We start from the raw sequence: 24,779 nt of genomic DNA on the forward strand, positions 1-24,779 counted from the left end.
AGAAGTGGCAGTACTCATGGATATATCGCTCAAAAACAGGCTGTCGTTCAAGCAGGCGCGCCTGGCTGTATCGATCGGCTTCGTGCTGGGGACCTTGCTGAGCCTGTTTCAGATTGCAATCGATTATGCCAGCGAAGACGCTTCCATCAATCGTGAAATCAAGTCACTGCTGGAAATCATCCAGAACCCGGCGTCGCGCATCGCCTACAACATCGACTCCGAGCTGGCCCAGGAACTCACACTCGGCCTGCTGCGCTCCCCTGCCGTGGTCAGCGCCAGGCTTACCGATAACAACGACGCCGTGCTCTCCAGCGTCGAGCGTCCGATGGCCACCGGGCGTTATCGGGTGTTCAGCGACTGGCTGTTCGGCGAAAGCCGGCAGTTTCAGGAAAAGCTGCACCTCAATCACCTGCCCAATGAAACCATCGGCACACTGTACCTGACCGTGGACACCTTCGCGTTCGGCAGCCATTTTCTGCAACGCGCTGAAATCACCCTGCTCAATGGCTTTGTCCGCAGCTTGGCGCTGGCCGGGATTCTGACCATTCTGTTTTACGCGACCCTGACCAAGCCACTGGTGAGGGTGATCCGCGAATTGAGCAGTCGCGATCCGCGCAACCCTGACCAGGGGAAAATAACCTGCCCGCCCTACCATGCCCAGGATGAAATCGGCGTGCTGGTCGAGACGTTCAACCGCCAGTTTGAAACCATGAGCAGCGAGTTTTCCAGGCGACGCGCGGCCGAGGACCGGCTGACCGACCACCTCAACGAACTGGAAAACATCGTCTCGGCGCGCACCAACGAGCTCAAGGCCAGCAACCTGCGCCTGCGCGAGTCCAATGAAGAACTGCAGATAGCGCGCAGTACCGCACTGGACATGGCTCACGCGCGCTCTGCGTTTCTGGCGCACATGAGCCATGAGATTCGCACCCCGCTCAACGGCCTGCTGGGCATGCTGGCACTGTCGCTGGACAGTCCGCTGAGTGCCGAACAGCGCCAGCAACTGATGATCGCCCACGACTCCGGCAAGGTGCTGGTCGAGCTGCTCAACGATATTCTCGACATGTCAAAGTTCGATGCCGGTCACCTGGAGATCGAACGCATTCCTTTCGACCTGGGGATGTTGATCGAGGACACCGCCAACCTGCTGTCGCAGAACGCAGCGCCCAGCGTGGAACTGACCTGCCTGATCGCCCCGGACTTCCCGGCTATGGTCACCGGCGATCCGACCAGGGTGCGACAAATCGTCAGCAACCTGCTGTCCAATGCCCTCAAATTCACCCGTTTCGGGCGTGTGGATGTGCGTCTGACTCACCATCGGGACGCCAGCTCCGGTGAAAACCGGGTGCGCATCGAAGTCCGCGACACCGGCATCGGCATTGCGCAGGACGCGCAGACCCGAATCTTCCAGCCGTTCACCCAGGCTGAAACCGCCATCACCCGCCAGTACGGCGGCACCGGACTCGGCCTGGCGCTGACCAATAACCTCTGCGAGGCCATGAATGGCACGCTGAGCATCCAGTCACAGTCCGGCTTCGGCAGCCAGTTCTGCGCCGAACTGCCGCTGCCGGTGCACGTGGCCGCGGTCACTCAGACCCCGCTCAAAGGCCGGGTGACCGTGGTCAGTTCGGCAGGCAGCGGCCTGGTGGAGCTGCTTGGCAGTCTGCTGCCGTTCTGGGGCGTCGACCTCAAGCGACGCAGCATCGATGATCGCCCGGAAGCCGTGGATCTCGACAGCAGCCCGGACCTGGTGATTACCGACTGCCCCGAGTGCCTGTTCGCGATTCGCCCCACCACGCCCGTGCCGATCCTGCTGGTAACCGCCTATGGCAACTTCATGCCTGGCGAACAGGTCGCCGCCCTGGCCCCGCTGCAACAGCAGGCCCGGCCATTGGCGCGCAATGCGCTTTACCACACGCTGCGGCGCATACTGGGTCAGGAAGAAACGGGCCTCAAGGACACACAGGCGCTCGAACACACTGCGCCACGTCTGGCGCGGGTGTTACTGGTGGAGGACAACCCGGTCAATCAACTGGTCGCCAAGGGCATCCTCGGCAAGCTGGGTTGCGAAGTGATCATCAGCAGCCATGGCGGCGAAGCCCTGGAACAGCTGGAGCAGGGCCATTTCGACCTGGTATTGATGGACTGCAACATGCCGGTCATGGACGGCTATGAAGCCAGCCGCCAGATCCGCAGCAGTGGCCGCTGGCCGAACCTGCCGATCGTCGCCCTTACCGCCAATGCCATGCCCGATGAACGCGAGCGCTGCAAGGCGGCGGGCATGAATGACTATCTGGCCAAGCCGTTCCGGCGTGCCGAACTGGTCAGCATTCTGGATCAGTGGATACCCATTACCGGCATCGACTGAAGGCTCAACGCAACAGCGCCTCGATGTCTCCCGTCAGTTCCTCGGGCTTGGTCAGTGGCGCAAAACGTTTGACCAGCCGGCCATCCTGGCCAATCAGGAACTTGGTGAAATTCCACTTGATGCGCTCCGTACCCAGCAAACCGGGAGCCTGCTGCTTGAGCTGCACGAACAATGGATGGGCCTGCTCGCCGTTCACATCAATCTTCTTGAACAGCGGGAAGCTGACGCCGTAGTTCAGCTCGCAAAAGCCGGAAATCGCTCCCTCGTCACCTGGCTCCTGCTTGCCGAACTGGTTGCAGGGAAAGCCCAGCACCACCAGCCCCTGATCCCGATAGTCCTGCCAGAGCTTCTCCAGCCCCTTGTATTGAGGGGTAAAGCCACATTTGCTGGCGGTATTGACCACCAGCAACGCCTTGCCGGAAAAATCAGCGAGGGTTTTCTGTTCGCCCTTGATCGTCGTGACCGGGATGCTCAGCAGGTTTTCACTCATCAAAGGAGGCCTCGATACTGAAATTGGAACAGGGCGGTGACTGAATCTGCAAGGCGTCTAGGTGCGTGGCACCAGATCCAGGCATACCGAATTGATGCAATAACGCAGGCCGGTGGGTGGCGGTCCATCCGGAAACACGTGGCCCAGGTGCGCATCACATTTGGCGCAGACCACTTCGGTACGAATCATGCCGTGGCTCATATCGCGAACCTCGACCACCGCACTGCCCTCGAGCGGCGCATAGAAGCTGGGCCAGCCGCAGCCTGAATCGAACTTGGTGGTGGAATCAAACAGCGGCTCATTGCAGCAAATGCAGTGATAGATGCCGTCGGTCTTTGTCTCGTTGTACTTGCCGGAGAACGGCCGCTCGGTGCCTTTCAGACGGCAGACGTTGTACTGCTCCGGGTCGAGCATCTGTTTCCACTCTTCCAGCGTTTTCTGCAACTTTTCCACAGGTACACCTCCGAATTCGAAAAACCCTGATCTGTACCTTTTCCGCAGATCAGGTGGCACGTATCATTGCGCCAGGTCAGACGTCAGTCTGGCACCCGCGTTTGTCGTACACAAACCCATTTTCATGGCGAATGTAGCGACCTTCATTGCAAGCCGGCGACAGCTCGTCCATTTTCGGGATCATCACCATGCAGTTCAACAAATCGAACAAGCTCGCAAACGTCTGCTATGACATTCGCGGGCCAGTGCTCAAGCACGCCAAACGCCTGGAAGAGGAAGGCCATCGCATCCTCAAGCTGAACATCGGCAACCCGGCACCGTTTGGTTTCGAGGCGCCGGACGAAATCCTGCAGGACGTGATCCGCAACTTGCCGACTGCGCAGGGCTACAGCGACTCCAAGGGCCTGTTCAGCGCCCGCAAGGCGGTAATGCAGTATTACCAGCAGAAGCAGGTCGAAGGCGTCGGCATCGAAGACATCTACCTGGGCAACGGCGTGTCCGAGCTGATCGTGATGTCGATGCAGGCGCTGCTCAACAATGGCGACGAAGTGCTGGTTCCGGCCCCCGACTATCCGCTGTGGACCGCTGCTGTCGCCTTGTCCGGTGGCAGCCCGGTGCATTATCTGTGCGACGAGCAGGCCAACTGGTGGCCGGATCTTGAAGACATCAAGGCCAAGATCACCCCGAACACCAAGGCGATGGTCATCATCAACCCGAACAACCCGACGGGTGCGGTGTACTCGCGCGAAGTACTGCTGGGCATGCTGGAGCTGGCTCGCCAGCATAATCTGGTGGTGTTCTCCGACGAAATCTACGACAAGATCCTCTATGACGACGCAGTGCACATCTGCACCGCCTCGCTGGCACCGGACCTGCTGTGTCTGACCTTCAACGGTCTGTCCAAGTCGTATCGGGTTGCGGGCTTCCGTTCCGGCTGGATCGCCATTTCCGGGCCGAAACACAACGCGCAGAGCTACATCGAAGGCATCGACATTCTGGCCAACATGCGCCTGTGTGCCAACGTACCGAGCCAGCACGCCATTCAGACTGCACTGGGCGGCTATCAGAGTATCAACGACCTGATTCTTCCTCCTGGCCGCCTGCTGGAACAGCGCAACCGCACCTGGGAACTGCTCAACGACATTCCCGGTGTCAGCTGCGTGAAGCCGATGGGCGCGCTGTATGCGTTCCCGCGCATTGACCCGAAGGTCTGCCCGATCCTCAACGACGAGAAGTTCGTCCTCGACCTGCTGCTTTCCGAGAAGCTGCTGGTGGTTCAGGGTACTGCGTTCAATTGGCCGTACCCTGACCACTTCCGCGTCGTGACCCTGCCCCGCGTCGATGAGCTGGAGCAGGCCATTGGTCGCATCGGCAATTTCCTGAAGGGTTATCGGCAGTAAACAGCCAGAGCCCTCTCGCCTGACCTCTCTGCCCCGACCCGCTCGGGGCAGTTTATTTCTGTCTGCCCGAAACAGTATGAACCTCCTGCCGTAAACGCTTCAGGCATCGACCACTCTGGCTCAGGCGCCGTTCAGCCTTGCGGGATTAGCATTGATTGCGACCAGAGGACACAGTTTGAAATAGTCCCTCTGTTGAATAGCAGCAAGCATCACCTTATATACCCGGCATCGAGTTACATATTTACCTGAGGAGAACGTTTCGACCATGATGCGCATTTTGCTGTTTTTGGCCACTAACCTTGCGGTCGTGCTGATTGCCAGCATCACCCTGAGCCTTTTTGGCTTCAATGGGTTCATGGCGGCCAACGGGGTTGATCTGAACCTCAATCAGCTGCTGGTTTTCTGCGCTGTGTTCGGTTTCGCGGGCTCGCTGTTCTCGCTGTTCATCTCCAAGTGGATGGCGAAGATGAGCACCGGTACTCAGATCATCAGCCAGCCTCGCACCCGCCATGAGCAATGGTTGCTGCAGACCGTGGAACAACTGTCCCGCGACGCGGGCATCAAGATGCCGGAAGTCGGTATTTTCCCGGCGTACGAAGCCAATGCGTTCGCCACGGGCTGGAACAAGAACGATGCACTGGTCGCGGTCAGCCAGGGCCTGCTCGAACGCTTTTCGCCGGATGAGGTGAAAGCCGTACTGGCGCACGAAATCGGCCATGTTGCCAACGGCGACATGGTGACGCTGGCGCTGGTGCAGGGTGTGGTGAACACCTTCGTGATGTTCTTCGCCCGCATCATCGGTAATTTCGTCGACAAGGTGATCTTCAAGACTGAAAACGGTCAGGGCATCGCTTACTACATCACGACGATCTTTGCCGAGCTGGTACTGGGCTTTCTGGCCAGCGCCATCGTCATGTGGTTCTCGCGCAAACGCGAATTCCGCGCTGACGATGCCGGTGCGCGACTGGCGGGTACAGGTGCCATGATCGGTGCGCTGCAACGCCTGCGCTCCGAACAGGGCGTACCGGTGAACATGCCCGACAGCCTGACTGCCTTCGGTATCAACGCCGGCCTCAAGAAAGGCCTCGCTGGCCTGTTCATGAGCCACCCGCCGCTGGAGCAACGCATCGAGGCCCTGCGCCGCCGCGGTTGAATCAGATGGTCGCACCCACGCTCCGCGTGAGACGCTGGTTTTTCTTTGTCAGGGGAAATGAGGTTCGACTCAGGTCACCTTTTCGCCCCTCGGCGACCTACTTTGATGGGGCCAAAGTAGGCAAATCCCCTCGCTCCTGTTTCCGGCCCGACTTCGTCGGGTTCCTTCGCCCTATCACTGATCCGGGGGTCGCCGCAACGGGCCATCCATGGCCCGGTGCGGCTAACTCGGCGTCCTGCCGAGTTACCCCCGGATCAGCGCCAGGACTCAGCCGTCACTAACGTCGCAATTTGCGTCGTCAGTGCGATCGCGATAAAAAAGCGCTTTTGTGTGCAGTGACTATGGACAAGGCATGACGTTGTGCTGCCTCCAAGAATTGACTCAACGCACAGCAACGGAAGTGAGAGTCGGGAGGCCTGCGCTCTCAGAGTTACAGACGCTCCAACACATAAACATGCTCATCCATACGCTCCAATCCGGCCCTCAACCCCTTGGCACTGCTGTGCAGCGTATCCTGCCCACCAACCTTGGTAACCTCCCAGTTCCCTGACATGACCCTGTGCAGCCATGTGTGCGGCACGGAGAAGGGCGGGCCTTCGAGCAGGGTCTGATCGTATTCCAGGGTGATCAGCAAACCACTGCACGCCTGCGGCATCAGCGCTTCAAGCTGCCGCACATAGCGTTCACGCATGTCCGCTGGCAAAGCGATCATCGCGGCGCGGTCGTAAAACGCCGCGCAGTGACCGATATCGCGCACAGTCAGCGCGAAGAAATCACCGCACCAGATTTCGATACCCGGCGCAGCGTAGACCTTGAAGTCGCCATGTGACGTAATGTGCGGCCGCTCACTACGCTCAGTGAAATAGCTCTCTACCGCCGCCTCGGAGAGCTCTGCGCCCACCACGTGATACCCCTGCCCCCTCAGCCAGCTCATGTCCTGGCTCTTGCCACATAACGGCACCAGAACCCGCGCTCCTGGCGCAACATTCAACGAGGACCAATATTGTTGCAGGTCCTTATTGACCTCTGACTGGTGAAAGCCGATCTGCCCGGCACCCCAGCGCTGCAGCCAAAAATCCGCCTGCATGAAACCTCCTGAAAATTCGATAAAAAAGCGCCAGAACTTATATTAGATTTAGATCATAAAAATGACCGACTATGAGTGATCCCTCTATTCTGGAGCTTTAAATGTTCCCCAGCCTGTTTATTTCCCATGGCTCCCCCATGCTGGCGCTGGAACCCGGCGAAAGCGGCCCGGCCCTGAAGCGACTGGCTGCCAGCCTGCCGCGGCCTCGCGCCATCGTGATGGTGTCTGCCCACTGGGAAAGTCATGAACTGATCGTCAACGGCAATCCACAACCCGAGACATGGCATGACTTCGGTGGCTTTCCGCCCGAACTGTTTGCAGTTCAGTACCCGGCGCAAGGGCTGCCGGAGCTGACGCGCGAGGTGGTTGAACTGCTTGCCGCCAGTGACCTGCCTGCACGCATCGACAGCAGACGTCCCTTCGACCACGGCGTCTGGGTGCCGTTGTCGCTTATGTACCCGGACGCCGATATTCCGGTGGTGCAGGTTTCGCTACCCAGCCGCCAGGGGCCGCAATTGCAGACCCGCGTAGGCCGGGCACTGGCCAGCCTGCGTGAACAGGGTGTGCTGATCATCGGTTCAGGCAGCATCACGCATAACCTGCGCGACCTTGACTGGAACGCCGGCCCCGAAAGTATCGAGCCTTGGGCTGCAACCTTTCGTGACTGGATGATCGACAAGTTGCAAGACGACGATGAAGCCGCACTGCACGACTACCGCAGCCTGGCTCCTCATGCGGCCAGAGCGCACCCCAGTGACGAACACCTGCTACCGCTGTATTTCGCACGCGGCGCTGGCGGTGCCTTCGGCATTGCCTATCAGGGCTTTACCATGGGCGCGCTAGGGATGGATATCTACCGCTTCGATTGATCCCGAAAGCATCCGACCGCCCGAATTCGAAGCAAAAAAATCCCCGAACCAGTCGGGGATTTTTTATTGGCCGATCAGCTCAAGAGCCGATCAGTCTTCGCGATAGCGACGCAGCTTGAGCTGCTTGCCAGCAACGCGGGTGTCCTTGAGTTTGGTCAGCAGACGCTCAAGACCATCTTCCGGCAGTTCGACCAGGCTGAAGCTGTCACGAACCTGGATACGGCCGATCGCTTCGCGGGCCAGGCCGCCTTCGTTGAGAATGGCACCCAGCAGGTTCTTGGCAGCGATACCATCACGCGCACCCAGCGCGGTACGGCAACGAGCACGGCCTTCGGCCAATGGAACCGGCGCACGACGCTCACGCTCAGGACGATCACCACGGTCGCTGCTGCGCTCTGGACGATCACCGCGCGGGGCGTTGTTCGGAACCAGTGGACGCTCGCGCTCGATGGCTGCCAGGGTCAGTGCCTGACCGTTGGTAGCCTTGCGCAGCAGTGCAGCGGCAAGGGCACGAGGGCTGCAGCCGATGTCGGCAGTCAGACGATCGAGCAGATCACCGTGAGTCGATTCGGCATCAGCGACCAGTGGCGACAGGCTGTTGGTCAGTTTCTTGATGCGTGCATCCAGAACGGCCTGGGCATCCGGCAGGCGGACTTCCGCAACCTTCTGACCGGTAACACGCTCGATCACTTGCAGCATGCGGCGCTCACGAGGCGTCACCAGCAGCAGTGCGCGACCTTCGCGACCGGCACGACCGGTACGGCCGATACGGTGAACGTAGGACTCTGGATCGTACGGCATGTCCACGTTGAACACGTGGGTAATACGCGGAACGTCAAGGCCACGGGCAGCAACGTCGGTCGCCACAACGATGTCCAGACGGCCATCCTTGAGGGATTCGATAACGCGCTCGCGCTGGTTCTGGGCGATGTCGCCGTTCAGTGCGGCAGCCTTGTAGCCTTTGGCTTCAAGGGCGCTGGCCAGATCCAGGGTCGCCTGCTTGGTGCGGACGAACATGATCAGGGCGTCGAAGTCTTCGACTTCCAGCAGGCTCAGTACGGCCGAGGTCTTCTGGTCAGCGTGAACCAGCAGGTGAGCCTGCTCGATCGCGGTAACGGTCTGGGTCTTGGTCTGGATCTTGACGTGCTTCGGATCGCGCAGATGGCGTTCGGCGATGGCACGGATCGACTGTGGCAGCGTGGCCGAGAACAGTACGGTCTGACGGGACTCAGGCATGGCCTTGAAGATGACTTCGAGGTCGTCCATGAAGCCCAGTTTGAGCATTTCGTCCGCTTCGTCGAGAACCAGATGGTTCACGGTCGCCAGGACTTTCTCGTCACGACGCAGGTGGTCGCAGAGACGGCCCGGGGTAGCGACGACGATTTGTGCGCCGTTGCGGATAGCCTTGAGCTGAGGGCCCATCGGCGCGCCGCCGTAGACCGCTACAACGGTCACGCCCGGCATTTGTTTTGCGTAGGTCTCGAACGCGGTGGCAACCTGAAGTGCCAGTTCGCGGGTCGGGGCCAGGATCAGTGCTTGCGGCTCGCGCTTGCTCGGGTCGATACGATGCAGGATAGGCAGTGCGAACGCGGCGGTTTTACCCGTACCGGTTTGCGCCTGACCAATCATGTCGTGACCGGCGAGAATAATCGGGATCGATTGCTGCTGAATGGCCGAAGGCTCTTCGTAGCCAGTGGCGACGACTGCTGCAACGATATTGGGATGAAGTTCGAGAGCGGCGAAGCCGCCGATTTCCTGGGTCATGGGTCTGCCTCTAGTGCATCCGCAAAGACCCATGCTTCAAAGCTGCGCGTGCCGTGTACGACCTTGAGGTCACCCTGGCTGCTTTGTCGGCGGGGATTTGCGAAAACGTTTGATGAATGGATCGTCCAGGCTAGTCCGTTGTGCGAACAAGCAACCGAAGCTGGCTTCGGGGAACTGCAATACCTTGACGAGGGCCGTGTTAAGGCCGGCGCGCACTATACCGGAAATACGCACCTTAGTGAGTCTTTTTTTACGAAACGTTGCGCCATTCTTGAGCGGCGGCAGGCCCTGAGGCCGGGCAGAAGGCCGCCTGATCGGGGCGCGGGCCCGAGATTGCGGGCATTACTGCTTAAACGTTTAACCTATTCCTGCGCATCGCCAGCATCCCGACCTTCGAGGTGTGGCGAATTGTCCCACCCCGTTTTCGGCACAATCGCCTCACTTTTCGCCTGCTCAGGTCGCGGAACGAATCGCCCCGATCAACGACGCCAGCGAGTAACCCAGATGCGCCGCAAGTGCCTCGGCTCGCCCGCTCAACGCGTCGATATCCAGCGTCTGATCCAGGTCGGCCGGCACGAGCAGAATGACGTTGCCCTCCTTCACCGGCAGCTCCCAGTAATGACGGTGGTACAAGCCGCGCAGCAGGGCAGCTCCGAGCGGCTTGCCGTCGTCGGTGGCCCACTGATTGATGATCAGCCAGCCGCCCGGATTCAGACGCTGCTGACAGCTCTGCAGGAAATTCCAGGCCAGGTGCCCGACCCCCGGCCCGACATCGGTGTACAGGTCGACAAAGATCAGGTCGGCAGGCTCTGTACTGTCCAGCAGGTCCAGCGCATCGCCGATGCGAATATACAGACGCGGATCGTCGTCGAGCCCCATGAACTCCATGGCCAGACGTGGCACATCCGGGCGCAGCTCGATGACCTCCACGTCTTCAAGCGGCAGGAACTTCATGCAGGCCTGGGTCAGCGTGCCGGCACCCAACCCCAGAAACAGCGCGCTTTCCGGCGCGTCATGGCACAGCGCGCCGATCAGCATCGCCCGGGTGTAGTCGTACTCCAGCCAGCTCGGATCGGCTGTAAAGGTGCAGCTTTGCTCGATGGCATCGCCAAACTCCAGAAAGCGGTAGTCCTCCACTTCCAGCACGCGAATCATGCCGAAGTCGTCGTGGACCTCGGCCAGGATCCGCTCTACGCGCTCACGCTCTTCCGTCATCACCGTTCCTGGTTGTCTGCGCTGAGCGCAAAATACGAATTGTCGGGCAAGCGCGCGGCTTTGTCACACGTTGTGGCGTGCGGCGCCGCTCCAATGGTCCGCCCCAGACTGGCAGAGCAACGACGAACTGCTAACATGCCGATCCGATTGCACAACCCTAGAGCCAATAATGAGCCAACCCTGGAGCCCCGACAGCTGGCGGGCACTGCCGATTCAGCAGCAACCTCACTACCCTGATGCCGAGCACCTGCACAGGGTCGAACAGACGCTGGCCAGTTATCCGCCGCTGGTATTCGCCGGCGAGGCCCGGGAGTTGCGCCGTCAGTTTGCCGAAGTAACCCAGGGGCGTGCGTTCTTGCTGCAGGGCGGCGACTGCGCGGAAAGCTTCATGGAGTTTTCCGCCGCCAAGATTCGCGATACGTTCAAGGTTCTGCTGCAGATGGCAATCGTGATGACGTTTGCCGCCGGCTGCCCAGTGGTGAAAGTCGGACGCATGGCCGGGCAATTTGCCAAGCCACGCTCGGCCAACGACGAAATCATCGACGGCGTGACGCTCCCGGCGTACCGCGGCGATATCGTCAACGGTATCGGGTTCGACGAAAAGAGCCGTGTACCGGACCCGGAGCGCCTGCTGCAGGCCTATAACCAGTCCACCGCCACCCTGAACCTGCTGCGCGCCTTCGCTCAGGGCGGTTTCGCCGACTTGCATCAGGTCCATAAATGGAACCTGGACTTCATCGCCAACTCGGCGCTGGCCGAGAAATACAGCCAACTGGCGGGGCGTATCGATGAAACCCTGGCGTTCATGCGCGCCTGCGGCATGGACAGCTCGCCGCAACTGCGCGAAACCAGCTTCTTCACCGCTCACGAGGCGCTGCTGCTCAATTACGAAGAAGCCTTCGTGCGACGCGACAGCCTGACTAACGATTACTACGACTGCTCGGCGCACATGCTGTGGATAGGCGACCGTACCCGCCAACTGGACGGCGCGCATGTCGAGTTCCTGCGTGGGGTCAACAACCCGATCGGCGTCAAGGTCGGCCCGAGCATGAACACCGACGACCTGGTTCGCCTGATCGACATCCTCAACCCGGACAACGACCCGGGCCGCCTGAACCTGATCGCGCGCATGGGTGCCAACAAGGTGGGTGATCACTTGCCGCAGCTGATCCGCGCCGTCGAGCGCGAAGGCCGAAAGGTGCTGTGGAGCTCGGACCCGATGCACGGCAACACGATCAAGGCCAGCAGTGGCTACAAGACCCGTGACTTTGCGCAGATCCTTGGCGAAGTGAAGCAGTTCTTTCAGGTGCATCAGGCCGAGGGCACTTACGCCGGAGGCATCCACATCGAAATGACCGGACAGAACGTCACCGAATGCATCGGTGGCGCCCGTCCGATCACTGAAGACGGCCTTTCGGATCGCTATCACACGCATTGTGACCCACGCATGAACGCCGATCAGTCACTGGAACTGGCCTTCCTGATTGCCGAGACCCTCAAGCAGGTCAGGCGCTAAACAAAAAACCTCGGTGCAACGGCCCGCTCAATGCTTGAGCGGGTCGTCCCAGAAAGGACGCTCGGCTTCCTGCTGAATGTCGGCACGGCTCAAACCCAGGTCCTTCAGTGTTCCGTCACTCATCTGCGCCAGCAAGTGACGCTGGCGGTGCAGTTCAAGCCAGCGTTGCAGATGACGCTTAAGCACTGAGAACACTGCGCCTGACCGCGCCCTTCCATTGACCCCATCCACCAACACGCATTGTTTCTGACCTTTCATCATCCTGCCCTCCATTTGAGATGACGAAAGTCTCTCGCCGGGCGTAGGATCAATCCAACGAATGTTTCTTATGCCTTCCATCCGGGAGATTGATGTATTGGCCAACTACCCGAGCATTGATACCGAACTGTTGCGCACCTTCGTGGCGATTGCCGATCACGGCGGTTTTACCCGTGCAGGCGAAGCCGTCAATCGCACGCAGTCGGCGGTCAGCATGCAGATGAAGCGTCTTGAGGAAGACGTCGTGCAGCGCCCGCTGTTTCAGCGTGAAGGCCGGGTTCTGAACCTGACTGCCGAGGGCCAGGTACTGCTCGGTTACGCACGACGGATCCTCAAGCTGCACAGCGAGGTGTTCAACACCTTGCGCGAGCCGCACATGATCGGCGTGGTAAAAATCGGCTCGCCGGACGATTACGTGATGCGCTTCCTGCCCGGCATTCTGGCGCAGTTCGCCCAGGCCTATCCGCTGGTTCAGGTGGAAGTGCATTGCGAGCCATCGGACCTTCTGCTGCAACGCCGCGACCTTGATCTGACCATCGTCACGCGCAAGCCCGGCACTGAGATCGGCACACTGCTGCGTCAGGAGCGTCTGATGTGGATGGAAGCCATCGGCTTTTCCCCACATGAGCAAACGCCCATTCCGCTGGCGATGTTCAACACCCACTGCTTCTGTCGTGACTGGGCCTGCAATGCGCTGGACGGTGCGGGGCGCGATTACCGCATCGCCTACAGCAGCTCGAGCATGGCAGCGATCACCGCAGTGGTCAGCGCGGGCCTGGCAGTCACCGCACAGTTCCAGAGCCTGGCCACAGCGGATTTGCGTATCCTCGGCGAGGCGGAACAATTGCCACAGTTGCCGACCGCCAGCATCGTCCTGCTGCGCAACCCTGAAAATCCCTCGCCCATCACCGAATGCATGGCCGATTACATCATCGCCGGTTTCAAACCTTGAGCGCGAGAATGACCGCACAGAACACCAGAAACACGCAGAACATCAGGCGCAGGGTTCGCTCGGGTAACGAATGCGCCAGTTTCACGCCCCAACTGATGCTGGCCAGGCCGCCGATGGCCAGCGGAATGCCCATCGACCAGTTGACGTGATCGTGCAGCGCGTAGGTGACCAGCGTGATGCCGGTGCTCGGCGCCGCCAGGGACAGCGCCAGCCCCTGGGCCACGACCTGGGTCGTGCCGAAGACACTGGTAAGGATCGGCGTCGCCACTACCCCGCCGCCAACGCCAAACAAGCCACCGGTCACGCCGGACCCGACGCCCAGCAGCCATAACCACTTCTCATGACGCAACCCGCCAGCGGCCTGCTTGCTGCGCCAATACATCTGCGCAACGTTGAACACGGTCAGCACCACCAGAAAACCGACGAAGCCCAGGCGCATGCCCTGCGGGTCGACGCGGACCGCCAGCAGTGAGGTCAGCCAGGCAAAAATGAAACTGGGGATGATCAACATCAGCGCATTACGCAGCAGAATCCGGTTGCGCTGGTTGTAACGCCACAAGGCAAGCAACACATTGGGCAGGACCATCAACAAGGCGGTCCCTTGAGCGAGTTGCTGATCCAGACCGAACAGCACCCCGAGCGCGGGAATTGCCACCAGACCACCACCGATGCCGAACAACCCTCCCAGGGTGCCCATCGCTGCACCCAGCAATACAAACATCACAATTTCAATCACACTGCGTCCCCACCCGGTCAATGACCAAATGCTACGCAGTCCTGCTCTGGACCGACACCCGATGACGCCGTTTTTTTCACGCGTCACGCACAATGCCGGCGCTTCGAGCATGCACGAGCGAAATTATCTGGCGCATTAAAGAGTGCAACACTAAGTTAAACTCATTCGACTGAGTTTGAGGACCTGATATGAGTGCCGACGAAAGCCCGACCCGCTCCGCACCTGCCGATTGCGATTCGCTGCTGCTGGATAACCAATTGTGTTTTGCCCTGTATTCCACCTCGTTGATGATGACCAAGGTTTACAAGCCGCTGCTGCAGGCGCTCGGGCTGACCTATCCACAGTATCTGGCGATGATGGTGCTGTGGGAAAAGGACGGGCTTACTGTAGGGGACGTCAGCACGCGTCTGCTTACCGATCCGGGCTCATTGACGCCGCTGCTCAAACGCCTCGAAGGCGAAGGCTTCATCAGCCGTACGCGCAGCAAGGAAGACGAACGGGTGGTGTTGCTTCACCTCACCGCACAGGGACGCGAATTGCAACAAAAGGCCTTGAGCGTACCTGGTTGCATTCTCTCGTCGAGCGGGCTGACCATGGAAAAGCTTCGCGACCTGCAGACCCAGTTGCTGGAGCTGCGCGAGCACCTGCACCATAGTCTCTAGAAAAAGCGTTACCCGGCTCTCGTCATACCCGGCCACCACGCGTGAAGTCTGACAGGCCCTTCAAGCCTGTTGCCTCGCCCGCCAACGACCAGCCTCGAACTTTTTTGCAAAATTAGCTTGCGCGCAAACTATCCTTAGACTACCTTTGTCCTGCGATTAGTTAGCGCGCAAGTATTTAGCGCAATCAAACCTTCATCGAACGAGGAAAGATCATGGACACTCTTTACACCGCAGTTGCAACCGCCACCGGCGGCCGTGATGGTCGTGCTGTCTCCAACGACAAGATTCTCGACGTCAAGCTGGCGACCCCGAAAGAGCTCGGCGGTGCTGGCGGCGCAGCCACCAACCCTGAGCAGCTGTTTGCTGCCGGTTATTCGGCCTGTTTCATCGGTGCATTGAAGTTCGTGGCCGGCCAGAGCAAACGCAGCATTCCTACAGACACCTCGATCACCGCCCATGTAGGCATCGGCCAGATCCCGGGCGGTTTCGGTCTGGACATCGATCTGCATGTCAGCCTGCCAGGTCTGGAACAAGCCGACGCTCAGCAACTGGTCGATGCCGCTCACGTGGTCTGCCCTTACTCCAACGCCACTCGCGGTAACGTCGATGTGCGCCTGCATGTAACGGTCTGATCCTGTCGGACGCCTGAGTGACCGCTGTCCGGCAAGAATCCCAGGCACAAAAAAACCCGCAGTGATGCGGGTTTTTTGCATAACGGGGTTACAAAACCATGCTTACTTCGCACGGCCTTTGTAGGAACCGCCTTCACGGGTATCGATCTCGATCATGTCGCCGATTTCGATGAAGTCAGCAACGCTCAGCTCGGTGCCGTTTTTCAGTTTGGCAGGCTTCATGACCTTGCCCGACGTGTCGCCACGAGCGGAGCCTTCGGTGTAGTCGACCTGACGCACGATAGTGGTCGGCAGTTCTACGGAAACCAGACGGTCTTCGAAGAACACGGCTTCGCAGACATCGGTCATGCCTTCTTCGACGAAAGGCAGAACGCTTTCGATGTCTTCGGCGTTCAGCTCGTACATGGTGTAGTCAGTGGTGTCCATGAACGTGTAGGTGTCACCGCTGATGAACGACAGGGTGGCTTCCTTGCGATCCAGGATCACGTCGTCCAGCTTGTCGTCGGCGCTGTAAACGATCTCGGTCTTGTAACCGGTCAGCAGGTTTTTCAGCTTGGTCTTCATGATCGCGCTGTTACGACCGGATTTGGTGAATTCAGCTTTCTGAACCAGCCAAGGATCGTTTTCGAGACGGATCACGGTACCGGGTTTCAGCTCTTTACCAGTTTTCATTGCATATATCCGAATTTGGATGGAATTAACCAAAGGCTCTGTACGAGAAACAACCTGCGCAGGCCTTTTTCGTACAGAGCCTTGTATCAAGGCCGCGTATCATAGCGAATTTACATAAAACTGCACCAGCGCCGTGGCAAGATCAGTCTGTGCGGCTTGTTGCTGGCACCAGCGTTCGGCATGTCGCTCGATCTGCGGCCAGTGTTCTGCCAGTGCCGTCCAACACTCGCCAAGGTCGCCGCCGACATTCCAGCGCTGCCAGAACTGATTCACCGCTTGAGCGGCCGCCGGGGAAAGACCCGCGAGGTAGAGCGTTAAAAACGCATCGAGCTTGGGCAGATGCGCGTCTTCTTCCTGCTGATAGATGTGCCAGAGCATCGGCCGCCCCGCCCACTGCGCACGCACGAACGAGTCCTCGCCGCGCACAATGTTGAAATCACAGCTCCAGAGCAGTTGGTCGTAAAGCTCCTGACGGATGAACGGCAGGACCTGAACCGTCAGCCCCCCGCGGACCTGAATGAACCCGGCGTACAGCGGATCGTCGATACCCAGCCAGCGCTGCAGGTCGCCGAGAATGCGTCCCTCCGGCACCAGAAGATGCGTCGGCCGGTTGTCGCTGGCCAGGACGTCAAGCCAACTGCCGAGCGCGGGGTTTTCATAGGCAAATACCGAGATCAACCGCGCCTCGGCCAACGCTTCGATACCCAACCCCTTCAGAAAGCCCTGTTTCGCAGCCATGTCTCGCTGAAACACCTGACGCTGCTCGATCAGGTTTGCTTCGCGCAGCAACCCACCCGTGGCCTCGGAAAAGCCCGGGAAGAAAAAGAACTTCTTCAAACCGTTCGACTGTGGCGAAGGCAGGCCGTGGCAGCCGGACACCCAGTCTTCGGCGCTGAGGTAATCGATATTCAGCCACAGCGGCCTTGGCGAACGCTGCAGCATCGATTCGGTGTAGCGCGTCGGCAAGCGGCAGGCGAAGGCTTCGATGACCACGTCAGGAATATCGGTACTCACCCAGTCGGTCGGCCACTGGCAGACGCTCACGCCCTCTTGCCACTGTTGCCGGGCCTGTGGATCTGCACCGGGGCACAAGCGAACGAAAGCCGACAGATCATCGATCCATAAACGCACCTGCAGGCCGTGCTCGGCAGCCAGCTGGCGCGCCAGCCGCCAAGTCACACCCGCATCACCGTAGTTGTCGACTACGCTGCAAAAAATATCCCACGAGGCTTTCATCCTGACTCCCTGAGGCTGGATGGCAAAAAACGCTGATTGTCGTTCAGAACGGCACGTTGTCACCAGCCTGGTGCCGCCAGGCAAACATGCTGCACAGTTTTCATGCCTGGGCATCAGGCATGGCACAATCACATCTGTTGGCCTGCAAGGAGTTCAGCCATGTCATTTCCCACCCGCCGTCGCGACCTGTACGTGTCGTTGAAATTGATCGTGTGCATTGCGCTGGGCATCTGGCTGGGCGCCCTGGCGGTGTTTCTGACCGCCCTGCTCTACTACAAAAGCCTGCCACCGACCCAGGCCCAGGCGCTGGACAATGCCGCCGCGCAGTTGACTGCACCGCCCGCGCAAAATGCCGCCTCCCCGTCTGCGCCGGAGACCGAGATGTTTCGCAAATATGAGCAAAGCCTGCGTGAAAGCGAGGCCCGTCAGGCGCGTGAACAGGCTCAGGAGCAACAACAGCGTACCTTCAACCGTTCGAAGTGTGATTTCTGGATACAGCAGGATCGCACCGCACCAAGCGAGAAAAGCCGTGCCAGCATCGATCAGTACTGCGGATGAACCATGAATAAACGGGATGTACTGCAACTGATCATCGATAAACTGAACATCGATCTGGACATCGCCGAACGAGCGGCGCAGACCGCCTACGAAACGGCAACCCACGAAGAGAACATCGCCGAGAACAAGTACGACACGCTAGGGCTGGAGGCCTCTTATCTGGCAGCCGGACAGGCACGCCGCGTCGAGGAAATTCGTCAGTCGCTGGCACTTTATCGAAAATGGTCGCTCAAGCCATTCGATGAATCGCGCGGTATTCAGACCGGTGATCTGATAGTTGTCGAGGATGCGGGCGGGCAGACACACTATCTGTTCCTCGGCCCCGATGCTGCCGGGCTGAAGGTCAGCGCAGGTGATCAACTGGTCACCGTCATTACTGCCAGAGCCCCCCTCGGGCAGAACCTGCTGGGCAAATTCGAAGACGATGCTGTACAGATTGTCATCAACGGCAGCCGACAATCCTACGAGATCACACAAACGTTGTGACACACCCGCCATCTACAGGGTTGATCGCATCAAGTTTTTGTGGGTAAGGTGAACCGTCGCCATCACCACCGCAACCGGGGCAACATCAAAGCAAACAAGGACTAAAACCCAAGGAGATTTTTCATGACGAACGTCATCGCATTCCCTGACGCCCATGAACGTGATCGCCTGAAGTCCAGCCAAGATCCGGCGTTGAGATACTTGAACAAGAAAGAACGACAACTGATCGACCAACTGCGTTCGACCAGCCATGCGGGACGGCAGTACGTTTACGACTATGCGAGCATCATGCACTTGTCCAGGCCGCTGTATCCCGAGCCAGTGGATTGATCACGATCGCATAACCTGATCAAAGTCTGCGCCGTTGAATCGGCGCAGACCAGGAGGTTTCGCTTGCCGGATTCAGCGGGCCAGCGAGAAGATCAGTGCCGAAATCGCCACCACACCGGCGGCAACCACAAAGTAGTTGGACCATGCGCCAGCGTATTTGCGCATGGCCGGGACTTTGTGAATAGCGTACATCGGCATCAGGAACAGCAGAGCCGAAATCACCGGCCCGCCCAGGGTTTCGATCATGCCCAGAATGCTTGGGTTAAGCGTTGCCACCAGCCAGCACACCACCAGCATGAACGCCGCGGTCATACGGTCCAGCGCCTTGGGTGCAGGACGACGACCCGCTTTCAGAACCAGGCCTTTCAAGCCCTCGCTTGCACCGATGTAATGACCCAGAAACGACTTGGAAATAGCCACGAACGCAATCAGCGGTGCGACAAAGGCGATGGTCGGGTTATTGAAGTGGTTGGCCAGGTAGGACAGGATTGAAATGTTCTGCGCCTTGGCCTCGGCCAGTTGAGCAGGTGACAGTGTCAACACGCAACTGAACACGAAGAACAGCACCATCACCACCATCAGACCGTGGGCGCGGGCCAGAATCTGCGAGCTGCGTACCTCTGCGTTTTCACCATACTGGCGCTTCTGATCAACGGCAAAGGCCGAGATGATCGGTGTGTGGTTGAAAGAGAACACCATCACCGGGATGGCCAGCCACAGCGTAGGTATGAACGCCGATAGCTCGGGGAACGTCGTAGCGGTACTCAGAATGCCGCCGGTCCAGTGCGGGATGAGGAATACCGCGAGAAACAACAGAGCGACGATGAACGGGTAAACCATCAGGCTCATGGCCTTGACGATGAACCGCTCGCCGCAACGCACCACGGCCAGCAGGCCCATGATCAGCACGAACGCCAGTGCGGCGCGTGGCGGTGGCGTGATGTGCAACTGATGCTCAAGAAAACTGCCAACGGTGTTGGTGAGGGCCACGCTGTAGATCAGCAGGATCGGGAAGATTGCGAAGAAGTACAACAAGGTGATCATCGCACCGGCACTCTTGCCGAAATGCTGTTCGACCACATCGGTGATGTCGGCACCTTCACGCCCTGACAGCACAAAGCGCGTCAACCCGCGGTGGGCGTAGAAGGTCATGGGAAACGCCAGCAGCGCCAGCGCCATCAATGGCCAGAAACCGCCGATACCTGCGTTGATTGGCAAAAACAGGGTACCCGCACCGATGGCGGTACCGAACAATCCGAGCATCCAGGTCGTGTCATTACGATTCCACGACGCGATGCTCTCGGGAGCTACATCCAGACGTTCTACGACGCCATTAGCCTGATCATTCATCCGGTCGACTCTCCGTGGCCGGTTTATCAAAAAGGGAAACGCATCGAAAAAACCGGCAGTTCAGCGCCCCCCTCGAAAACAGCGGGCGAGATTCTCCGGGATTGACGCCAGAAGTCAAAGGCTTGTAGGACAATAGTTTCTTCCACAACAAGTCGGCATTCGAGCGCACGCCTTTTGTACAAAGGGCTGGAGGACGGTCGACCTCTTGTCGAGGAATTAGTGTTTCAACAGCTTACAGGCTCAATCAAGCCGCCCACGCGGCCTAACATCCGGGAACAGTTCTGCGTTTTCCTGGAGGGGCCGACAGCGATACCATGCCGCGCCTGTGCAGTGCGCAATGGATGGTCGTCAGGCAGATAAGCGCACCGGCAGCTGAATGTGATCCCGGCAAAAACCCCTTCAAGGACCCAAAACGATGTTGAGCATCAACGCCGGGCCGTTCGCCCTCGCGATACCCCACCTGTTGTTGTTGGGCGCCTTGATGACGGCCACCTGGATAGAGGCGCGGCTTGTCCGGCATACCCTGTCCAGAAAGACCGCCGTGTTCGGACTCTTCATTCTGGGTGTAGCCAGCGCACGTATCGCGTTCGTCCTGACCTATTTCGCACAGTACAGCGACACTCCCTGGAAGGCACTGGACATCCGTGATGGCGGCTTTCTGGTCTGGCCCGGGGTTATCTGCGCCCTGCTGGGCGCCTTGATCATCGGCTGGCGCCGTCCCGAACAGCGTCGCGCCCTGACGTTCGGGATGGGCATCGGACTGGTGATCTGGGTATCGGGCGGCTTGATTCTGGATCATTATCAAAAGCGTATTTCACTGCCTGATACAACACTTCGGACGCTGACTGGCGAGCCGGTCAGGGCGTCCGACTACCGGGGCAAATCGGTGGTCATCAACCTGTGGGCCACCTGGTGCCCTCCGTGTCGCCGCGAAATGCCGGTGCTGCGCGATATGCAACGGGAACGCAAGGACATTACGTTTCTGTTCGTCAATCAGGCCGAAAGCGCCGGGACAGTCAGCGACTATCTGTCCAAACAGCAACTGGTGCTGAGCAACAGTTTTCTGGATCCGGAAGGCGAGTTCGCCCGCCAGGTCGGTTCGGCGGCGCTGCCCACCACTCTCTTCTATTCGCCGGACGGACGCCTGATCGGTAGCCATCTGGGCGAATTGTCCAGAGCCAGCCTCACTCATTATCTGGATAAATAGTCAGGTATTCACCTGACTGATTGAGCTGAAGTTCTCATTGCGAGCGAAAGCCTGCTGCAACGTTTCACCTATCCATGTATAAATGCGCTGACACATTGGCCCTCTCTGGAGACTCAGCGCATGCGTTACGCGCTCGATCATAAGGCCCAAACGCACCAACGCATTGTCAAGGAAGCGTCCATGCGCTTCCGTCGTGACGGCATTGGTGCTACGGGCTTGCAACCTTTGATGAAGGCACTTGGCTTGACCCATGGCGGGTTCTACGCGCATTTCAAATCCAAGGATGATCTTGTTGAACAGGCATTGAGTCACGCCCTCGACAATGTAAAAGGAATCACCAGCGACGTTTTCGCCAGACAGGACTCGCTCAGTGAATTCATTGATCTCTACCTATCGATAGCCAGCCGCGATGCGGAGGACGGGGGGTGCCCGTTACCGACCATGTGCCTGGAACTGGGCCAGCGCGATCAGCCCAGCATGACGACGGATAAAATCATCCTTCACCTGCTGGAGCAGTTCGACAAGCCCCTCGCGGAGAATGGAATGGAGTCCAAAAGCCTGCCGGTGCTGTCCGCACTGGTGGGTGGTCTGGCACTCGCCCGCAGCGCTTTTGACGAGGAGCTGTCACAGCGCATTCTGGACACGACCCGCGACTATCTCAAACAGGAGATAAAAAAGAGCACCAACTGACCCTCTGGTACAGACACTTTCGCGGGGAGCGTCTCAGCGAGAGTTTATAAAAACACAGGCCAATCATTGATCGGCCTGTGTTTTTACTGGCTGAAACGCTGTTCAGTCGATCGCAAGTTTTTCGCGATTCCTCTCCAGAATGGCCTTGCCGATCCCCTTGACCTCTATCAACTCATCAATCGACGTGAACTCACCGTTGGCTTCCCGGTAAGCCACAATGGCATCGGCCTTGTTCTTCCCGATACCCGCCAGTTCTTTCTGCAGTGTTTGCGCATCGGCAGTATTGAGATTGACCCTGTCCTTGCGTTGCTCATGCGCCGCAGTGGGCGCGGTGTCCTCCATCATCGGCAAATGGGATACCGAGGGCGCCGATGTGGCGGGCTGAGACACAGGGGCGGCATTGACCGCAACCGAGGCACTGGTGAGCAAGGCAAAGATCAGGGCACTGAAAATAGGGGTTCGCATAGATAAAGCTCCATAGCAGTTCAAGGCAGCATCCACATGCTGTGCCTGAAACTTAGACCAGCGTCCCCTCCTGGAAAAGCACTCGAGCGTTGCTGCCTGTTGCCGGATCGTTCAACGTATTTCCGCCTCTGCCCAGAGCCCCGGCGGTGCTGATGAAATCACGTTTCGCCGCTGCGTTCCTGATACATCCAGTCAACGATTTCGCCCTCTGGCGTATAACCGTTTACCGTTTCGCGCAGCAACTGACGCACACTGGTGTAATCGTCGCGGTCGACCGCGTCCAGCAGTTTTGTCAGGCGGCCTTTCAACACATCCCACGGCAGGCAATCTTCGTTTGCACTCATGATCATCGGGTGCTCGGTGGCAACCACGTTGTCGCCGATCAACAGCTCTTCATAGAGTTTTTCGCCAGGACGCAGCCCGGTGAACTCAATGGAGATATCACCGTGCGGATTTTTCTCCGAGCGAATGGCCAGACCGGACAGGTGGATCATCTTCTCGGCCAGTTCGACAATCTTGACCGGCTCACCCATATCGAGAACGAAAACGTCGCCGCCATGCCCCATGGAGCCCGCCTGAATGACCAACTGAGCGGCTTCGGGGATGGTCATGAAGTAGCGGGTGATTTTGGGATGCGTCACCGTCAGCGGCCCGCCTGACTGGATCTGCTTGTGGAACAGCGGGATCACCGAACCGGACGAGCCAAGCACATTGCCAAAGCGAACCATGGTAAAGCGGGTCTTGTTGACCTGATAGACATTGGCCTTGTCGCCGAAGATCACTGGTGCGGTTTCGCGGCTCAGTGCCTGCAATATCAATTCGGCGAGACGCTTGGTACTGCCCATTACATTGGTCGGGCGGACCGCCTTGTCGGTAGAGATCAGGACAAAGTTGGACACGCCTGCCTGCAACGCCGCCTGGGCGGTATTGAGCGTGCCCACAACGTTGTTGATGACGCCTTCGGCGATATTGTGCTCGACCATGGGCACATGCTTGTAGGCCGCAGCGTGATAGACCGTGTCGACCTTCCAGGTTTTCATGATCGACAGCAATTTGGGGTGGTTGCGCACCGAACCGAGTATGGGCAGCAATTTCACCGAAAGTGACTCACGGGCCGAGCGCTGTTCAAGCTCGGAAAGAATGCTGTAGAGATTGAACTCGCTGTGGTCCAGCAACAGTAACTGGGTAGGCTGCAGCAGCAATATCTGTCGGCACAGCTCGGAGCCGATGGAGCCGCCAGCGCCGGTCACCAGCACCGTTTTGCCCTTGATGCAGTGCTCAAGCAGGTTATCGCGGGCCGGGACTGCATCGCGCCCCAGAAGGTCTGCAATGTCGACTTCCTGAAGGTCATCGACCTTGACCCTGCCAGCGGCCAGATCCATGAAGCCCGGAACGCTTCGTACGTGCAGCGGAAAGCCTTCCAGAAAACCGAGGATTTCCCGACGACGTCCACGCGACGATGAAGGGATTGCCAGGAGGATTTCCTGAGCCCCCGTGGAATCGATCATTCGCTGGATGTTTCGCGGTTTGTAGACCTGAAGACCGGAAATAACCCGGTTGGAAATCGATTCATCATCATCGATGAACGCCACCGGATGCATCAGACGGCCCATGCGCAATGCGGCGACCAACTGGTTTCCCGCAGCGCCAGCGCCGTAGATGGCAACCTTCTGCAAACCGTTGTCGCTCTTGGCGAAAGGTACGTGCTGCGCCGCAGCGAACCAGTCGCCGAGAAAATACTGCCGCATGGCCAGTCGCAGACCGCCGATCATGACCATGCTCAGCCACCAGTAATTGAAGATCACCGAACGCGGGACCAATTGCTGGTGGTTACTGTAAACGTAGACCATGCACCCAAGGATCAGCGACGACATCGTCACGGCCTTGATGATGGCAATCAGCGCATCATTGCCGAAATAGCGCATCACTGCGCGATACATGCCGAACCGGATGAACAGCGGGATAGCCGCAACGGGCGCACTGATGAACAGCCACGTGTGCTTCTCGAGCGGATTGATCAGCTCATCGATACCCAGTCGTACGACAAACGCCATCCATAGAGCCAGCCAGACCAACAGGACGTCGGCAGCCACCTGAATTATTCGTTTTTTGCGGCGTGGTAGAGCCAGTAATCTGGTCCGCAACCTGCTCATCAATTTTTTAATGCTCCGTTATGCTACCGGTTGCAACATGATCTGAAATCGGTACCTGTGAAACAGCTACGTGTCTG

General features: G+C 58.8%; 25 protein-coding genes. 13 read left to right on the forward strand and 12 right to left on the reverse strand.

What is annotated here, in order from left to right; genetic code table 11:
* Positions 1-16: 16 nt before the first annotated feature.
* Positions 17-2,368 carry a hybrid sensor histidine kinase/response regulator gene (locus BLR16_RS22690; protein WP_003369790.1) on the forward strand — a complete coding sequence of 784 codons (2,352 nt, stop codon included), beginning with the start codon at positions 17-19 and terminating at the stop codon, positions 2,366-2,368.
* Positions 2,369-2,372: 4 nt separating this feature from the next.
* Here the strand turns inward: BLR16_RS22690 and BLR16_RS22695 are convergent, their stop codons facing one another.
* Positions 2,373-2,858: a glutathione peroxidase gene (locus tag BLR16_RS22695; RefSeq protein ID WP_003369788.1), complete on the reverse strand. Its 486-nt coding sequence runs from the start codon at positions 2,856-2,858 to the stop codon at positions 2,373-2,375.
* 57 nt (positions 2,859-2,915) lie between these two features.
* Positions 2,916-3,311, reverse strand: coding sequence for a peptide-methionine (R)-S-oxide reductase MsrB (gene msrB / locus BLR16_RS22700; RefSeq protein WP_003434456.1), 396 nt, complete (start codon positions 3,309-3,311; stop codon positions 2,916-2,918).
* A gap of 188 nt (positions 3,312-3,499) precedes the next feature.
* Between msrB and BLR16_RS22705 the strand changes: the two genes are divergently transcribed.
* Together BLR16_RS22705 and htpX are read left to right on the forward strand one after the other, a co-directional pair.
* A complete protein-coding gene (locus tag BLR16_RS22705) occupies positions 3,500-4,711 on the forward strand; it encodes a pyridoxal phosphate-dependent aminotransferase (RefSeq protein WP_003314686.1) in 1,212 nt (403 codons plus the stop codon).
* A gap of 265 nt (positions 4,712-4,976) precedes the next feature.
* Positions 4,977-5,864 (forward strand): protease HtpX, encoded by an 888-nt coding sequence (gene htpX / locus BLR16_RS22710; RefSeq protein ID WP_003369784.1) that lies wholly within the window; start codon positions 4,977-4,979, stop codon positions 5,862-5,864.
* 430 nt (positions 5,865-6,294) lie between these two features.
* Here htpX and BLR16_RS22725 read toward each other — a convergent pair whose 3' ends face one another.
* A complete protein-coding gene (locus BLR16_RS22725; RefSeq protein WP_074808909.1) occupies positions 6,295-6,951 on the reverse strand; it encodes a thiopurine S-methyltransferase in 657 nt (218 codons plus the stop codon).
* Between the two features lie 101 nt (positions 6,952-7,052).
* On the opposite strand from BLR16_RS22725, the gene BLR16_RS22730 reads away from it, so the two are divergent.
* Positions 7,053-7,820: a DODA-type extradiol aromatic ring-opening family dioxygenase gene (locus tag BLR16_RS22730; protein WP_072364847.1), complete on the forward strand. Its 768-nt coding sequence runs from the start codon at positions 7,053-7,055 to the stop codon at positions 7,818-7,820.
* A gap of 90 nt (positions 7,821-7,910) precedes the next feature.
* Here the strand turns inward: BLR16_RS22730 and BLR16_RS22735 are convergent, their stop codons facing one another.
* Positions 7,911-9,617 carry a DEAD/DEAH box helicase gene (locus BLR16_RS22735; protein WP_170846046.1) on the reverse strand — a complete coding sequence of 569 codons (1,707 nt, stop codon included), beginning with the start codon at positions 9,615-9,617 and terminating at the stop codon, positions 7,911-7,913.
* A gap of 420 nt (positions 9,618-10,037) precedes the next feature.
* Positions 10,038-10,799, reverse strand: a complete 762-nt coding sequence (locus BLR16_RS22745) for a spermidine synthase (RefSeq protein ID WP_003369776.1) — start codon at positions 10,797-10,799, stop codon at positions 10,038-10,040.
* Positions 10,800-10,968: 169 nt separating this feature from the next.
* Between BLR16_RS22745 and BLR16_RS22750 the strand changes: the two genes are divergently transcribed.
* The gene (locus tag BLR16_RS22750) at positions 10,969-12,315 is read left to right on the forward strand and encodes a class II 3-deoxy-7-phosphoheptulonate synthase (protein WP_003434448.1); all 1,347 of its coding nucleotides are present in this window, start codon (positions 10,969-10,971) and stop codon (positions 12,313-12,315) included.
* A 27-nt stretch (positions 12,316-12,342) separates the two neighbouring features.
* Here BLR16_RS22750 and BLR16_RS22755 read toward each other — a convergent pair whose 3' ends face one another.
* Positions 12,343-12,576, reverse strand: coding sequence for a DUF1127 domain-containing protein (locus BLR16_RS22755; RefSeq protein WP_065349388.1), 234 nt, complete (start codon positions 12,574-12,576; stop codon positions 12,343-12,345).
* A 94-nt stretch (positions 12,577-12,670) separates the two neighbouring features.
* Between BLR16_RS22755 and BLR16_RS22760 the strand changes: the two genes are divergently transcribed.
* Positions 12,671-13,525: a LysR family transcriptional regulator gene (locus tag BLR16_RS22760; RefSeq protein WP_206734971.1), complete on the forward strand. Its 855-nt coding sequence runs from the start codon at positions 12,671-12,673 to the stop codon at positions 13,523-13,525.
* Here BLR16_RS22760 and BLR16_RS22765 read toward each other — a convergent pair.
* Positions 13,515-14,261, reverse strand: a complete 747-nt coding sequence (locus tag BLR16_RS22765; protein ID WP_042930760.1) for a sulfite exporter TauE/SafE family protein — start codon at positions 14,259-14,261, stop codon at positions 13,515-13,517. The genes BLR16_RS22760 and BLR16_RS22765 overlap by 11 nt on opposite strands.
* A 188-nt stretch (positions 14,262-14,449) precedes the next feature.
* On the opposite strand from BLR16_RS22765, the gene BLR16_RS22770 reads away from it, so the two are divergent.
* On the forward strand, positions 14,450-14,923 hold the full coding sequence (locus BLR16_RS22770) for a MarR family winged helix-turn-helix transcriptional regulator (RefSeq protein WP_074808915.1): 474 nt from the start codon (positions 14,450-14,452) through the stop codon (positions 14,921-14,923).
* Between the two features lie 212 nt (positions 14,924-15,135).
* A complete protein-coding gene (locus tag BLR16_RS22775; RefSeq protein WP_074808917.1) occupies positions 15,136-15,555 on the forward strand; it encodes an organic hydroperoxide resistance protein in 420 nt (139 codons plus the stop codon).
* 102 nt (positions 15,556-15,657) lie between these two features.
* Here the strand turns inward: BLR16_RS22775 and BLR16_RS22780 are convergent, their stop codons facing one another.
* The gene (locus BLR16_RS22780) at positions 15,658-16,227 is read right to left on the reverse strand and encodes an elongation factor P (protein WP_002554550.1); all 570 of its coding nucleotides are present in this window, start codon (positions 16,225-16,227) and stop codon (positions 15,658-15,660) included.
* A gap of 99 nt (positions 16,228-16,326) precedes the next feature.
* Positions 16,327-17,463 carry an elongation factor P maturation arginine rhamnosyltransferase EarP gene (gene earP, locus BLR16_RS22785; RefSeq protein ID WP_074808918.1) on the reverse strand — a complete coding sequence of 379 codons (1,137 nt, stop codon included), beginning with the start codon at positions 17,461-17,463 and terminating at the stop codon, positions 16,327-16,329.
* A gap of 159 nt (positions 17,464-17,622) precedes the next feature.
* On the opposite strand from earP, the gene BLR16_RS22790 reads away from it, so the two are divergent.
* From BLR16_RS22790 to BLR16_RS22800, 3 genes are all read left to right on the forward strand, one after another.
* Positions 17,623-18,021: a hypothetical protein gene (locus BLR16_RS22790; RefSeq protein WP_074808922.1), complete on the forward strand. Its 399-nt coding sequence runs from the start codon at positions 17,623-17,625 to the stop codon at positions 18,019-18,021.
* 3 nt (positions 18,022-18,024) lie between these two features.
* Positions 18,025-18,507: a GreA/GreB family elongation factor gene (locus BLR16_RS22795; RefSeq protein WP_003369752.1), complete on the forward strand. Its 483-nt coding sequence runs from the start codon at positions 18,025-18,027 to the stop codon at positions 18,505-18,507.
* A gap of 123 nt (positions 18,508-18,630) precedes the next feature.
* Positions 18,631-18,837, forward strand: coding sequence for a hypothetical protein (locus tag BLR16_RS22800; protein ID WP_002554553.1), 207 nt, complete (start codon positions 18,631-18,633; stop codon positions 18,835-18,837).
* 72 nt (positions 18,838-18,909) lie between these two features.
* On the opposite strand, the gene BLR16_RS22805 is transcribed toward BLR16_RS22800, so the two are convergent.
* Entirely contained in the window at positions 18,910-20,187 is a 1,278-nt protein-coding gene (locus BLR16_RS22805; protein WP_003369750.1) for an aromatic amino acid transport family protein, read from the reverse strand.
* A gap of 415 nt (positions 20,188-20,602) precedes the next feature.
* Here BLR16_RS22805 and BLR16_RS22810 point away from each other — a divergent pair, with 415 nt between their 5' ends.
* The gene (locus tag BLR16_RS22810) at positions 20,603-21,394 is read left to right on the forward strand and encodes a TlpA disulfide reductase family protein (protein WP_074808923.1); all 792 of its coding nucleotides are present in this window, start codon (positions 20,603-20,605) and stop codon (positions 21,392-21,394) included.
* Between the two features lie 120 nt (positions 21,395-21,514).
* Positions 21,515-22,084 (forward strand): TetR/AcrR family transcriptional regulator, encoded by a 570-nt coding sequence (locus tag BLR16_RS22815; RefSeq protein ID WP_003369744.1) that lies wholly within the window; start codon positions 21,515-21,517, stop codon positions 22,082-22,084.
* Between the two features lie 102 nt (positions 22,085-22,186).
* Here the strand turns inward: BLR16_RS22815 and BLR16_RS22820 are convergent, their stop codons facing one another.
* Entirely contained in the window at positions 22,187-22,549 is a 363-nt protein-coding gene (locus BLR16_RS22820) for a ComEA family DNA-binding protein (protein ID WP_003369742.1), read from the reverse strand.
* A gap of 158 nt (positions 22,550-22,707) precedes the next feature.
* Positions 22,708-24,702 carry a polysaccharide biosynthesis protein gene (locus tag BLR16_RS22825; protein ID WP_003434424.1) on the reverse strand — a complete coding sequence of 665 codons (1,995 nt, stop codon included), beginning with the start codon at positions 24,700-24,702 and terminating at the stop codon, positions 22,708-22,710.
* Positions 24,703-24,779: the final 77 nt, after the last annotated feature.

It is taken from the genome of Pseudomonas sp. BS3767 (assembly GCF_900099665.1).
GTDB classification, from domain to species: domain Bacteria; phylum Pseudomonadota; class Gammaproteobacteria; order Pseudomonadales; family Pseudomonadaceae; genus Aquipseudomonas; species Aquipseudomonas cerasi.

Coding starts and splice junctions, on each gene's coding strand:
- BLR16_RS22810 (WP_074808923.1), top strand. CDS start 20,603: ATGTTGAGCATCAACGCCGGGCCGTTCGCCCTCGCGATACCCCACCTG.
- BLR16_RS22745 (WP_003369776.1), bottom strand. CDS start 10,799: ATGACGGAAGAGCGTGAGCGCGTAGAGCGGATCCTGGCCGAGGTCCAC.
- BLR16_RS22770 (WP_074808915.1), top strand. CDS start 14,450: ATGAGTGCCGACGAAAGCCCGACCCGCTCCGCACCTGCCGATTGCGAT.
- BLR16_RS22805 (WP_003369750.1), bottom strand. CDS start 20,187: ATGAATGATCAGGCTAATGGCGTCGTAGAACGTCTGGATGTAGCTCCC.
- BLR16_RS22705 (WP_003314686.1), top strand. CDS start 3,500: ATGCAGTTCAACAAATCGAACAAGCTCGCAAACGTCTGCTATGACATT.
- BLR16_RS22730 (WP_072364847.1), top strand. CDS start 7,053: ATGTTCCCCAGCCTGTTTATTTCCCATGGCTCCCCCATGCTGGCGCTG.
- BLR16_RS22690 (WP_003369790.1), top strand. CDS start 17: ATGGATATATCGCTCAAAAACAGGCTGTCGTTCAAGCAGGCGCGCCTG.
- BLR16_RS22775 (WP_074808917.1), top strand. CDS start 15,136: ATGGACACTCTTTACACCGCAGTTGCAACCGCCACCGGCGGCCGTGAT.
- BLR16_RS22750 (WP_003434448.1), top strand. CDS start 10,969: ATGAGCCAACCCTGGAGCCCCGACAGCTGGCGGGCACTGCCGATTCAG.
- earP (WP_074808918.1), bottom strand. CDS start 17,463: ATGAAAGCCTCGTGGGATATTTTTTGCAGCGTAGTCGACAACTACGGT.
- BLR16_RS22795 (WP_003369752.1), top strand. CDS start 18,025: ATGAATAAACGGGATGTACTGCAACTGATCATCGATAAACTGAACATC.
- BLR16_RS22780 (WP_002554550.1), bottom strand. CDS start 16,227: ATGAAAACTGGTAAAGAGCTGAAACCCGGTACCGTGATCCGTCTCGAA.
- htpX (WP_003369784.1), top strand. CDS start 4,977: ATGATGCGCATTTTGCTGTTTTTGGCCACTAACCTTGCGGTCGTGCTG.
- BLR16_RS22820 (WP_003369742.1), bottom strand. CDS start 22,549: ATGCGAACCCCTATTTTCAGTGCCCTGATCTTTGCCTTGCTCACCAGT.
- BLR16_RS22825 (WP_003434424.1), bottom strand. CDS start 24,702: ATGAGCAGGTTGCGGACCAGATTACTGGCTCTACCACGCCGCAAAAAA.
- BLR16_RS22695 (WP_003369788.1), bottom strand. CDS start 2,858: ATGAGTGAAAACCTGCTGAGCATCCCGGTCACGACGATCAAGGGCGAA.
- BLR16_RS22735 (WP_170846046.1), bottom strand. CDS start 9,617: ATGGGTCTTTGCGGATGCACTAGAGGCAGACCCATGACCCAGGAAATC.
- BLR16_RS22790 (WP_074808922.1), top strand. CDS start 17,623: ATGTCATTTCCCACCCGCCGTCGCGACCTGTACGTGTCGTTGAAATTG.
- BLR16_RS22800 (WP_002554553.1), top strand. CDS start 18,631: ATGACGAACGTCATCGCATTCCCTGACGCCCATGAACGTGATCGCCTG.
- BLR16_RS22755 (WP_065349388.1), bottom strand. CDS start 12,576: ATGATGAAAGGTCAGAAACAATGCGTGTTGGTGGATGGGGTCAATGGA.
- BLR16_RS22725 (WP_074808909.1), bottom strand. CDS start 6,951: ATGCAGGCGGATTTTTGGCTGCAGCGCTGGGGTGCCGGGCAGATCGGC.
- BLR16_RS22815 (WP_003369744.1), top strand. CDS start 21,515: ATGCGTTACGCGCTCGATCATAAGGCCCAAACGCACCAACGCATTGTC.